The following is an 11103-nucleotide window of genomic DNA, read 5'->3' as shown; positions in this document are numbered from 1 at the left end:
CCAGGCCGACACGGCCGCTCCCGCCGGCACCACCGCCACCGGTGCGCCGGTGTCCGCCGCGTCGCCGCCTGCCGCGCCGGTGCCGAGCGAGTCCTATCAGGAGGACGACCTGATCGGTGCCGCCGAGGGCGTGTTCGGCAAGGGCGCGGAAGGTCTGGCCGGGCTGATCGAGAAGGTGCTGAAGGATCAGGGCCGTCCCAATGCCTATATCGCCGGGCGCGAGGCGTCGGGTGCTTTCGTCGTCGGCCTGCGCTACGGCTCGGGGACGCTGAATCACAAGATCGAGGGGAAGCGGCAGGTCTATTGGACCGGGCCGTCGATCGGGTTCGACGTGGGCGGCAATGCTGGCAACACCTTCGTGCTGGTCTACAATCTCTACGACACGCAGGATCTCTATCATCGCTTCCCCGCCGCGGAGGGGCAGGCCTATCTGGTGGGCGGCTTCACGGCCAGCTATCTGCGCTGGGGCAATGTCGTGCTGATCCCGATCCGCTTGGGCGTGGGATACCGGCTGGGCGTCAACGCGGGCTATATGAAGTTCACCGAAAAGCGGAACTGGCTGCCCTTCTGAGGGGTCAGAGGGATAGGGCCAGCTGTACGCCCTGCTCCACCTCCCCTCCCGCCTCCAGATTGTGCACGCCCAGACCCAGCAGGCGCGCGCCCATGCGCAGTGGTAGCTGCGCGCACAGCAGGGCGCGGCCGGTCTCGGCGAGAAGGTCGGGCGTGCGGACCGGCGCGGCGAAACTGCGCGATCGGGTGATGATCCGGAAATCGGCGAACTTCACCTTCAGCACCACCGTGCGGCCATAGGCGTCCGCTTTTTCGATCCGCGCCCACAGACTCTGGGCGATCCGGTCGATCTCCGCGAGCAGCGCGTCCTTTTCGACCAGGTCGTCGAAGAAGGTGTCCTCGACGCTCACGGACTTGCGTTCCTGTCGCTCATGGACCGGCCGGTCGTCCTCGCCCCGGGCGGCGCGATAGTAGAAGAGCGCGGGGCTGCCGAAATGCGCCTGGAGGAAGGGGAGGCTGCGATCGCGCAGGTCCGCGCCGGTCTCGATCCCCAGCGCCTGCATCCGCCGCGCGGTCACCGGCCCCACGCCATGGATGCGCCGCACCGGCATCGCGGCGATGAAGGCCGCGCCTTCGCCCGGGCGGACGACGCACAGGCCGTCGGGCTTGTTCTGGTCCGACGCGAGCTTGGCGATCAGCTTGTTGTAGGAGACGCCGGCCGATGCGGTAAGCCCGGTTTCCTCCTGGATCAGGCGGCGGATTTCCTCCGCCACCCGGGTCGCCGACGTCCAGCCCGGCTTGTTCACCGTCACGTCCAGATAGGCCTCGTCGAGCGACAGCGGCTGGATGATGTCGGTGAAGCGCTGAAAGATGGCGCGCACCTGCGCGGAAACGGAGCGATACACCTCGAAGCGGGGGCGCACGAACAGCAGATCGGGGCAGAGCCGCCGCGCCCGCGCGCCGGGCATGGCGGAACGCACGCCGAACTTGCGCGCCTCGTAGCTGGCGGTGGCGACCACCCCGCGCGGGCCGCCACCGCCGACCGCGATGGGCTTGCCGCGCAGGGAAGGATCGTCGCGCTGCTCGACCGATGCGTAGAAGGCATCCATGTCGATATGGATGATCTTGCGCGGAGACGAGTCCATGGCCCGCACCTATGCCACAGGCCGGAACGAAAGGGAAACGCGTGCGCCGCTGTGCTCGCCTAAGGCTTTTGGTCCTTGAGTGCGAGGAGCGCGGCGAAGGGGCTTGCTTCCTCCTCCGACAGCACGCCGGCTTCCCGAAGATAGGTGTCGGCGTCGGGTGAGCGGGGATAGGGCGTCATGGCGAGGGCGACAGTCTCCGCCACCGCCTCGCCCATGTCGATCGTCTGGCCGCTATAGCCGATTGTGTCGCAATCTTCCGCGTCCAGTTCCAGCTCCTCGCCCTCGGGAAGGCGCGTGTCCTCGGGCACGAAGCGAAGGACGAAGTCCGTGTCGATCGTCTCGGGCACCGACGCGCCGGTCGCGACGCAGGGCTGCGCCAGCGTAGCGCGTACGCGGCCGCGGGCCAGGATGCCTCCTGCCTCCTCCCGCAACGTATAGTCCGCCTCCAGCCGGTCGAGTGCGGTGAGGTTGAAGCGCTTGGCCAGGGCGGCGCGCTCGGCTTCGTCCGCGCGAATGGTGACCGTGTCAGCGTGGCGGGCGAGCTGGTCGAGGCGCACCGGGCGGGAAAATTCGGGCTGGAGGCTCATCCGAGATCCCCGGCCAGCAGCGCATCGCGCGACAGGCAACCCAGCCGAACCCAGCGGTCCCGCAGCTTCGCCTCCACATGGTCGAGCGCAGCCTGTGAAGGCGCGTCTCCCCGGTAGAGATTGCGTTTCAAAGCCTCACCCAGGTCGCCGCCGTCGGTCAGCGCCGCGCGATAGACGGCGATCCGGCCGCCCAGTGCGCTCATCATCCGGCCGACATGCTTGCCGACCACCACGTCGCCAATCCCTTCCTGCCGCAGTTGGCCGTCCATGTCATCGACGAACAATTCGGTCAGCCACACGCTTTCCTGTTTCGCGTCCTGCTGCTCCAGCCGGATCAGCGCTTGCGATAGAATGGCGACCAGCATGTCGAACCGCCCGTCCAGCGTGTCGGGCACGGCGCCTTCCACATACCAGTGTGGCTGCCGTCCTTGCGCCACTATCGCGGCATAGAGCGGGCGCAGTCCCTCCCTGGGCTCGGCGCGGCCGAAAAGGCGGTTCAGCAGGGAAGAAGAGGTCATCGCGTTCCGAAAATCCGTCCAAAGCGCGCCCCTTGCCCGGCTGCGCGCATTTCCATATTGATCGGCAGGCCGCCCGATGCAATGGCGGCTTGATGTTTCTTGGGTTTGGGGCCCCGACCCCGCAGGAGAAGACCATGCGCCAGTTCAACCGCCAGTCCCGTAGCGGGCGGATCATGCTTGCGGTCGGGCTGGGCGCGCTGGTGCTGGGCGCGTCGGGCTGCACGCGCATCCGCACGCACCAAGGCTATCAGGTGGACAAGCTGCTGGTCGATTCGGTCCAGCCCGGCGTCGACAACCGCGCTTCGGTGGAAGGCACGCTGGGTCGTCCGAGCTTCGTGTCGCAGTTCGGGCCGCAGGACTGGTATTATGTCTCGCGCGACATGCGCTCGCTCGCCTTCGCCAATCCGCGCCCGGTCAGCCAGACCATCCTGCACGTCCGCTTCGACGCGGCGGGCAATGTCGTGGCCGTCGACCGCATGGGGCTGGAGCAGGTGGCCAGGATTTCGCCGGCAGGGAGCAAGACCCCGACACTCGGCCGCCATCGCAGTCTGTTCGATGAGATTTTCGGCAATATCGGCGCGGTCGGCGCCGGTGGCATGGGCGGCGGCGGTTCCGGCCCGAATGGCGGCGGGCCCAACGGCAGCTAGGCCTCGGCCCGAAGGGGGTAGCTTTGGGCCATTCCCTGGTGAGCGACAGCTACGACATCGCCGTCATCGGCGGCGGCGTGAACGGCTGTGGCATTGCCAGGGACGCGGCCGGCCGGGGCGTACGGGTGCTGCTACTGGAGCGGGGCGACCTTGCGGGCGGCACATCCTCCGCCTCCACCAAGCTGATCCATGGCGGGCTGCGCTATCTGGAGCATTATGAATTCGGCCTGGTGCGCGAGGCGCTGGGCGAGCGCGAGCGGCTCTGGGGCATCGCGCCGCACATCATCCATCCGATGCGCTTCGTCCTGCCCCATGTGAAGGGCCTGCGCCCGCGCTGGCTGCTCCGCCTCGGCCTCTTCCTCTATGATCATATCGGCGGACGGCGCGCGCTGCCCGCCACGGAGGGGATAGACCTGCGCCGGCATGTTGCGGGCCAGGCGCTCAAGCCCGGGTTCGGCCCGGGCTTCGTCTATTCGGATGGATGGGTGGACGATGCGCGGCTCGTCGTGCTGAACGCCCGCGACGCCGCCGACCGCGGCGCCACCGTGCTGACGCGGACCGAGGCGCTGCGCCTGGAACGGCGGGACGGGCACTGGCTGATCCACGCCAGGGACCAGACATTCCGCGCGCGAACAGTCGTGAACGCCGCTGGTCCCGCCGTGCTCGACCTGCTGGGACGGGCCGGATGCGTGTCCGGTCGCCATATCCGGCTGGTGCGCGGGTCGCATATCGTCGTGCCGGCGCTGTTCGACCATGACTTTGCCTATTTCTTCCAGAACCCCGACGGACGCATCTTTTTCGCCCTTCCCTATGAGGGCGCCTTCACCCTGATCGGGACGACCGACCGGGACCATGATGGGCCGCTCACCGGGGTGCGCGCCAGCGAGGAGGAGGTGGCCTATCTCTGCGAGGCCGCCAGCGCCTATTTCGCGAAGCCGGTGACCCCCGGCGATGTGGTGTGGCGCTTTGCCGGAGTGCGGCCGCTGGTTGACGAGGGATCTGGCAAGCCCGAAGCGGCGACGCGCGGCTATGTCTTCGACCTGGACAGGGAAGGCGGCGCGCCCCTGCTTTCGGTCTTCGGCGGCAAGATCACCACCTACCGCCATCTCGCGCAGGAAGCGGTGGACAGGCTGCGGCCCTTCCTTCCGGCCCTGAAGGATGGGGAGTGGACGGCCGACGCGCCCCTGCCGGGCGGGGATTTCCCGAAGGAGGAGCTGGCGGCGCTTATCCGGGCGCTCGCTACGGATTATCCCTTTCTCGACCCGGCAACATTGTCCCGAATCGGGCGCGCCTATGGCACGCTGGCGCGGTCGTGGCTGGGGCAGGCACGGGATGCGGCGGCGCTGGGGCGGGATTTCGGCCATGGCCTCAGCCAGGCTGAAGTGGACTATCTGATCGACCGCGAATGGGCGATGACGGCGCAGGACATTGTCTGGCGGCGGACCAAGCTGGGCCTGCGCCTGTCCGTCGGCCAGGTCCAGGCGCTGGAGGACTATATGAGGGAGAGGGCGTGAGCGCGGACTGCATCCTGGTGCTGGACGAAGGCACCACCTCCACGCGCGCGGTGGCCTATGCCGCCGACGGCACTGTGCTAGGCGTGGCGCAGCAGGACCTGACCCAATATTATCCGGCGCCCGGTCTGGTCGAACATGATGCGGCCGAAATCTGGGAGCGGACGCTGGCCTGCGCGCGCGCCGTGGTGGCGCGGGCCGGCGGCGCGGACAGGATCGCCGCGATCGGCATCACCAACCAGCGCGAGACGGTCGTGGCGTGGGACCGGCAGACCGGCGATCCCATCTGCCGCGCGATCGTGTGGCAGGACCGGCGCACCGCGCCGATGTGCGCTGAGTTGCGCGAGCGCGGGCTGGAGCCCTGGCTGCAGGCCCGCACCGGCCTGGTTGTCGATCCCTATTTTGCCGGAACCAAGATGCGCTGGATCCTCGATCATGTCCCGCAAGCGCGGGAGCTGGGTGACCGGCTGGCGCTGGGGACGATCGAAAGCTGGCTGGTGTGGAAACTGACCGGCGGCCTGCATGTGAGCGACGCCAGCAATGCCAGCCGTACCCAGCTCTTCGCCCTCGATGGGGCGGACTGGGACGGCGAGTTACTCGACCTGTTCGGGGTGCCGCGCGCGGCGCTACCGGATGTCGTGGACAATCACGGCCGCTTCGGCGCCAGCGACCCCCGGCTGTTCGGCCGGGCGATCCCGATCTGCGGCCTGGCGGGCGACCAGCAATCGGCGACTATCGGGCAGCACTGCCTGAATCCCGGTGATACCAAGGCGACCTTCGGCACAGGCGCGTTCATCCTGACCAACCGGGGTACGCAGCTGCCCCGATCGGACCATCGGCTGCTCGGCACCATCCTGTATCAGGCCGAGGGCGAACGCACCTACGCGCTGGAAGGGTCGATCTTCGTCGCCGGCAGCCTCGTCAAATGGCTGCGCGACGAGCTGGGCGTGATCCGCGTTGCGGGGGAGAGCGAAGTGCTCGCCCGGTCGGTTCCCGACAATGGCGGGGTGCTCTTCATACCGGCGCTCGCAGGCCTGGGGGCCCCGCACTGGCGCCCGGAGGCGAAAGGGCAGCTTATCGGGCTCACGCTCGGCAGCAGCCGGGCCCATATCGTCCGGGCGGCGATGGAGTCGCTGGCCCATCAGTGCCACGATCTTCAGGCTGCCTTCGCCGCCGACGGTTCACCCTGGAGTCTGCTGCGAATCGATGGCGGGATGAGCGCCAATGACTGGATCGCGCAGGATCTGGCCGACATGCTGGGCCTGCCGGTGGAGCGGCCTTCGGACATCGAGACCACCGCGCTCGGCACGGCGATGCTGGCGGGGGTGGGGGCAGGGCTTCACGCCAGCCTGGCCGACGCCGTCACCATGCGCAGCACCGCCGCGCGCTTCACGCCGCATATGGACGACAGCCGGCGCAGCGATCGGCTGGCGCTGTGGCAAGCGGCGCTCGCGCGCTCTTCGGGATAGGGCAACACATGCGGCCAAGCGGGGTTGACACCTACGGTCGACCCTTTTCCGCCCTGTCGCTTATCCCGCCTTGCCCGAGCTTCCGCGGCCCGGCAGGATCGCTCCGGATTTTCAAGGACTCGGCGAAGACATGATCCTGCACGGCTATTTCCGCTCGTCGGCCAGCTATCGCGTGCGGATCGCGCTCGGCCTCAAAGGCCTTGCCTGGCAGGACGCCTTTCATCATCTGCGCAGGGGCGAGCAGCATGATGCGGCCTATCGCGCGATCAACCCGCAGGGACTGGTTCCGGCGCTGGAGGTCGACGGCACGGTGCTGACCCAGAGCCTCGCCATCTGCGAATATCTGGATGAGATATATCCCGATCCCCCGCTGCTCCCCGCTGATCCGCTCCGCCGCGCCCGGGCGCGTGCCTTCGCGCAGGTCATCGCCTGCGATATCCATCCGGTGCAAAACCTGAAGATACTGAAGCGCCTGCGGACCCTGGGCCACGATCAGGCGACGATCGACGGCTGGGCCCGGCAGGTGATCGAGGAGGGGCTGGAAGCCTGCGCCGCGTTGATCGCGGCGGAGGACGGCCCCTACTGCTTCGGCGCGCAGGTGGGGCTGGCGGACATCATGCTGGTGCCGCAGCTTTTCAACGCTCGCCGCTTCGGCGCGCGAACGGACTGGCCGCGCCTCGAAGCCGTGGAGACCGCCTGCCTCGCCCTGGCCGCCTTCGCCCATGCGGCGCCAGAGTCTCAGCTCGACGCGGAATGATCCGCCGATCCTTTCAATAATATCGAACAGTTGGCACGATTTTATCCGGCTGTTTCGTATTTCCTTCTCGGCATACACCTCCTCTCGTCCCCGATCGGATCGGGGCATGAAAGTTCAGGAGGAGTGTTTTCGCCATGTCCATCACCGCTACCCCGACCCCCGGCAAGGGCTTGCTGAGCCCGACCAACCATGCGCTGGTCCTGATCGACTTCCAGTCGCAGATGGCCTTCGCCACCAAGTCCATCGCCCCCGAATTGCTGCGCAACAACGCTGCGCTGGTGTCCAACGCCGCCGCCGGCTTCCACGTCCCCACCATCCTCACCACCGTTGCCGAGAAGAGCTTTTCCGGCCCGATGTTCAGCGAGATCACCGAGGCGTTCGGCGGCCAGCCGATGCTCGACCGCACGTCGATGAACACCTGGGAAGATGCCGCGGTGATCGAGGAAGTGAACCGCATCGGCAAGGACCGGCTGGTCTTCGCCGGCCTGTGGACCAGCGTCTGCATCGTCGGCCCCGTCCTCTCCGCGCTGGAGCAGGGCTTTGAGGCCTATGTCATCACCGACGCGAGCGGCGACATTTCCGAAGAAGCGCATGAGCGTGCGGTCGAGCGGATGATCCAGGCCGGCGCCCGTCCGATCACGTCGCTGCAATATCTGCTGGAACTGCAGCGCGACTGGGCCCGCACCGAAACCTACGACATGACCACCGGCGTCGCCCGGAAGTGGGGTGGGGCCTATGGCCTGGGCATCACCTATGCCAAAACCATGTTCGGCGCCTCCGAAGGCGGCCATTGAGTGACGAAATGCCCCTCGCCCCCCGCCGCTGCGGCGGGCGGGGCGAGGGGCAGCAATGATCCAAAGCCCATTGAACAGCGAAAGGATTTCCCATGAGCAGCTTTGTCACCACGCAGGATGGCGTCTCGATCTTCTACAAGGACTGGGGCCCGAAGGACGCCCAGCCCGTCATGTTCCACCATGGCTGGCCGCTGTCGTCGGACGACTGGGACGCGCAGATGCTGTTTTTCCTGTCGAAGGGCTATCGCGTCGTCGCCCATGACCGCCGCGGCCACGGACGGTCCGCGCAGGTGAGCGAAGGCCACGACATGGCGCATTATGCCGCCGATGCAGCCGCCGTCGCCGATCATCTGGACCTGCGCGACGCCATCCATATCGGCCATTCGACCGGCGGCGGCGAGGTCGCGGCCTATGTCGCCCGGCACGGCCTGCCCCAGGGCCGCGTCGCCAAGGCGGTGCTGGTGTCCGCCGTTCCCCCGATCATGCTGAAGACCGACCGCTATCCCGGCGGCCTGCCGATCGAGGTGTTTGACGGGCTGCGCGCCGGCCTTGCCGCCAATCGCGCGCAATTCTTCCGCGATGTCGCCGCCGGTCCCTTCTACGGCTTCAACCGGCCCGGCGCGGACGTGAAGGAAGGCGTCATCGACAATTGGTGGCGCCAGGGCATGATGGGCAGCGCCAAGGCCCATTATGAAGGCATCAAGGCCTTTTCCGAGACGGACCAGACCGACGACCTGAAGGCGATCACCGTTCCGACGCTGGTCCTGCACGGCGACGACGACCAGATCGTGCCTTACAAGAATGCGGGCGTGCTGCAGGCCGAACTGCTGCCGAGCGCCACGCTCAAGATCTACGAGGGCTTCCCGCACGGCATGCTGACGGTGAACGCCGACGTGCTCAACGCCGACCTGCTCGCCTTCGTGCAGGCCTGAGGGAAAGGGGGGACGGACGCCATGAAGCCCTATCTTCTCTCGCTGGGCGCCGGGCTGCTGGTCGGCATCGTCTACAGCCTGCTCGGCGTCCGTTCTCCCGCCCCACCGATCATCGCCCTTGTCGGCCTTGCCGGCATATTGCTGGGCGAGCAGGTGATCCCGCTCGCGAAGCGGATCGCCGACCGGCCCGAATTCGCCCGCTTCCTGCGCGAGGATTGTGCGCAGCATGTGCTGGGCCGCGTCCCCGCCAAGCAGGAGCGCGACGCATGATCTCCCGCCGACAGGCGCTGGCCGGCGCCGCCACTTCCGCCCTCCTTACCGCCACGGAGAGTTTCGCCATGACCCCCCGGGATATCCTCCTCGTCAACGCCAAGGTCACCACCCTCGACCGCGCCAACCCCGTCGCCGACGCCGTCGCCATCCGCGACGGCAAGTTCCTGGCGGTCGGGACGGAAGGGGAAGTGCGCGCCGCCGCCGCGCCCGACGCCACCATCATCGACGCGAAGGGCCGCCGCCTGATCCCCGGCCTGATCGACAGCCACATCCACGTCATCCGCGGCGGTCTGAACTATAATATGGAGCTGCGCTGGGAAGGGGTGCCGACCCTGGCCGACGCGATGGCGATGCTGAAACGCCAGGCCGAGAACACGCCGCCGCCACAGTGGGTGCGCGTGGTCGGCGGCTTCACCGAGCACCAGTTCGCCGAGAAGCGCCTGCCCACGATCGAGGAGATCAATGCCGCCGCGCCCGAGACGCCGGTGTTCATCCTGCACCTCTACGACCGCGCGCTGCTGAACGCCGCGGCGCTGCGGGCGGTGGGCTACACGAAAGACACGCCCAACCCGCCGGGCGGCGAGATCGTCCGCGACGCGGCGGGCAATCCCACCGGCCTGCTGCTGGCTCAACCCAATGCGACGATCCTCTATGCGACGCTCGCCAAGGGACCGAAGCTGCCGCCGGAGTACCAGCTCAATTCGACCAGGCATTTCATGCGGGAGCTGAACGGGCTGGGCGTCACTAGCGTGATCGACGCGGGCGGCGGTTACCAGAATTATCCCGACGACTATGAAATCATCGACAAGCTGCACAAGGACGGCGAGCTGACCTTGCGCATCGCCTACAACCTCTTCACGCAGAAGCCCAAGGAGGAGCTGAAGGACTTCGCCACCTGGTCCACGCAGATCAAGCCCGGCGATGGCGACGACAGCTATCGCCACAATGGCGCGGGCGAGATGCTGGTCTATTCGGCCGCCGATTTCGAGGACTTCCGCGTCGCCCGGCCGGACATGCCGCCCAGCATGGAAGGCGACCTGGAACCGGTGATCCGCCTGCTGGCCGAACGGCGCTGGCCCTGGCGGCTGCATGCGACCTACGACCAGACGATCGGCCGTGCGCTCGACGTGTTCGAGAAGGTGAACCGCGACATTCCGCTCGCCGGCCTCAACTGGTTCTTCGACCATGCGGAGACGATCAGCGAGCGGAACATCGACCGCATCGCCGCACTGGGCGGCGGCATCGCCGTGCAGCACCGCATGGCCTATCAGGGCGAATATTTCGTCGAGCGCTACGGCGCGAAGGCGGCCGAGGCAACACCGCCGATCAAGCGGATGATGGAAGCGGGCCTGCCCGTCGGCGCCGGCACCGACGCGACCCGCGTCGCCAGCTACAATCCTTGGGTGTCTTTGTCCTGGCTCGTCACCGGCCGGACGGTCGGCGGCCTGACGCTCTATCCGGTGCGCAACCGGATGGACCGGGAAACCGCGCTGCGCCTCTGGACCGAGAGGAACACATGGTTCTCCAACGAGGTCGGCAAGAAGGGGCAGATCAAGGCCGGCCAGCTCGCCGACCTTGCCCTGCTGTCGGACGATTATTTCAGCGTGCCGGAGGGGGAGATCGCGCATCTCCGATCGGTGCTGACCGTGCTGGGCGGCAAGGTCGTCCATGGCGAGGGCGATTACGGCCCGCTCGCCCCGGCGCTGCCCCGGCCCATGCCCGACTGGTCGCCGGTCGCAACCTTTGGCGGCTATTATCGCGAGCCGGAGGCCGCGCGGAAGATGGCCTCGGCCTGCGGCTGCCATTCGGCCTGTTCGGTCCATGGCCACGACCATGCCGCGGCGCTGGGCGCCAGTGTCCCGGCCGCCGACGTCCAGAGTTTCTGGGGCGCACTCGGCTGCGGCTGCTGGGCGGTGTGAACGCGCCCCTTTTCAAGAATTTCGAACGATCATGATCAGAT

Annotated in this window: 12 protein-coding genes; 9 read left to right on the top strand and 3 right to left on the bottom strand. The window is 67.6% G+C overall.

All coding sequences use genetic code 11. The features are described 5' to 3' along the window. The coding region (locus M529_RS28525; RefSeq protein WP_021316668.1) for a DUF1134 domain-containing protein at positions 1 to 571 on the top strand (571 nt) is incomplete at its 5' end. 4 nt (positions 572 to 575) lie between these two features. On the opposite strand, the gene dinB is transcribed toward M529_RS28525, so the two are convergent. The 3 genes from dinB to M529_RS28510 are packed head-to-tail and all read right to left on the bottom strand — an operon-like array spanning position 576 to position 2760. Further along, positions 576 to 1655 (bottom strand): DNA polymerase IV, encoded by a 1080-nt coding sequence (gene dinB, locus M529_RS28520; RefSeq protein ID WP_021316667.1) that lies wholly within the window; start codon positions 1653 to 1655, stop codon positions 576 to 578. Positions 1656 to 1714: 59 nt separating this feature from the next. Next, positions 1715 to 2242, bottom strand: a complete 528-nt coding sequence (locus tag M529_RS28515) for a YceD family protein (RefSeq protein ID WP_021316666.1) — start codon at positions 2240 to 2242, stop codon at positions 1715 to 1717. Next, complete coding sequence (locus M529_RS28510) at positions 2239 to 2760, bottom strand: ubiquinol-cytochrome C chaperone family protein (protein ID WP_021316665.1); 522 nt, start codon at positions 2758 to 2760, stop codon at positions 2239 to 2241. Before M529_RS28510 ends, M529_RS28515 begins: the two co-directional genes overlap by 4 nt. A 134-nt stretch (positions 2761 to 2894) precedes the next feature. Here M529_RS28510 and M529_RS28505 point away from each other — a divergent pair, with 134 nt between their 5' ends. The 8 genes from M529_RS28505 (at position 2895) to M529_RS28470 (ending at position 11062) form a co-directional block, all read left to right on the top strand. After that, positions 2895 to 3407, top strand: coding sequence for an outer membrane protein assembly factor BamE (locus M529_RS28505; protein ID WP_021316664.1), 513 nt, complete (start codon positions 2895 to 2897; stop codon positions 3405 to 3407). A 23-nt stretch (positions 3408 to 3430) separates the two neighbouring features. Further along, complete coding sequence (locus tag M529_RS28500) at positions 3431 to 4921, top strand: glycerol-3-phosphate dehydrogenase (protein WP_021316663.1); 1491 nt, start codon at positions 3431 to 3433, stop codon at positions 4919 to 4921. Further along, positions 4918 to 6387 carry an FGGY family carbohydrate kinase gene (locus M529_RS28495; protein WP_021316662.1) on the top strand — a complete coding sequence of 490 codons (1470 nt, stop codon included), beginning with the start codon at positions 4918 to 4920 and terminating at the stop codon, positions 6385 to 6387. The genes M529_RS28500 and M529_RS28495 overlap by 4 nt, the downstream gene beginning before the upstream one ends. Before the next feature lie 130 nt (positions 6388 to 6517). Further along, positions 6518 to 7144: a maleylacetoacetate isomerase gene (gene maiA, locus M529_RS28490; RefSeq protein ID WP_021316661.1), complete on the top strand. Its 627-nt coding sequence runs from the start codon at positions 6518 to 6520 to the stop codon at positions 7142 to 7144. Positions 7145 to 7278: 134 nt separating this feature from the next. Next, positions 7279 to 7938 carry a hydrolase gene (locus M529_RS28485; protein WP_021316660.1) on the top strand — a complete coding sequence of 220 codons (660 nt, stop codon included), beginning with the start codon at positions 7279 to 7281 and terminating at the stop codon, positions 7936 to 7938. Between the two features lie 92 nt (positions 7939 to 8030). Then, positions 8031 to 8870, top strand: coding sequence for an alpha/beta fold hydrolase (locus M529_RS28480; protein WP_021316659.1), 840 nt, complete (start codon positions 8031 to 8033; stop codon positions 8868 to 8870). Between the two features lie 21 nt (positions 8871 to 8891). After that, positions 8892 to 9140 carry a XapX domain-containing protein gene (locus tag M529_RS28475; RefSeq protein ID WP_021316658.1) on the top strand — a complete coding sequence of 83 codons (249 nt, stop codon included), beginning with the start codon at positions 8892 to 8894 and terminating at the stop codon, positions 9138 to 9140. Further along, positions 9137 to 11062 (top strand): amidohydrolase, encoded by a 1926-nt coding sequence (locus M529_RS28470; protein WP_021316657.1) that lies wholly within the window; start codon positions 9137 to 9139, stop codon positions 11060 to 11062. Before M529_RS28475 ends, M529_RS28470 begins: the two co-directional genes overlap by 4 nt. Positions 11063 to 11103 lie beyond the last annotated feature (41 nt).

Origin of the sequence: Sphingobium ummariense RL-3 (assembly GCF_000447205.1) — a bacterium.
In the GTDB taxonomy this organism is placed as follows: Bacteria; Pseudomonadota; Alphaproteobacteria; order Sphingomonadales; family Sphingomonadaceae; genus Sphingobium; species Sphingobium ummariense.
Note: the sequence above shows the minus strand (reverse complement) of the source record. Positions and strands in the feature narration are given on the sequence as shown.

Excerpts from the sequence above, each read along its gene's own strand:
- maiA (WP_021316661.1), top strand. The coding sequence starts at position 6,518 with ATGATCCTGCACGGCTATTTCCGCTCGTCGGCCAGCTATCGCGTGCGG.
- M529_RS28485 (WP_021316660.1), top strand. The coding sequence starts at position 7,279 with ATGTCCATCACCGCTACCCCGACCCCCGGCAAGGGCTTGCTGAGCCCG.
- M529_RS28505 (WP_021316664.1), top strand. The coding sequence starts at position 2,895 with ATGCGCCAGTTCAACCGCCAGTCCCGTAGCGGGCGGATCATGCTTGCG.
- M529_RS28480 (WP_021316659.1), top strand. The coding sequence starts at position 8,031 with ATGAGCAGCTTTGTCACCACGCAGGATGGCGTCTCGATCTTCTACAAG.
- M529_RS28515 (WP_021316666.1), bottom strand. The coding sequence starts at position 2,242 with ATGAGCCTCCAGCCCGAATTTTCCCGCCCGGTGCGCCTCGACCAGCTC.
- M529_RS28475 (WP_021316658.1), top strand. The coding sequence starts at position 8,892 with ATGAAGCCCTATCTTCTCTCGCTGGGCGCCGGGCTGCTGGTCGGCATC.
- M529_RS28470 (WP_021316657.1), top strand. The coding sequence starts at position 9,137 with ATGATCTCCCGCCGACAGGCGCTGGCCGGCGCCGCCACTTCCGCCCTC.
- dinB (WP_021316667.1), bottom strand. The coding sequence starts at position 1,655 with ATGGACTCGTCTCCGCGCAAGATCATCCATATCGACATGGATGCCTTC.
- M529_RS28510 (WP_021316665.1), bottom strand. The coding sequence starts at position 2,760 with ATGACCTCTTCTTCCCTGCTGAACCGCCTTTTCGGCCGCGCCGAGCCC.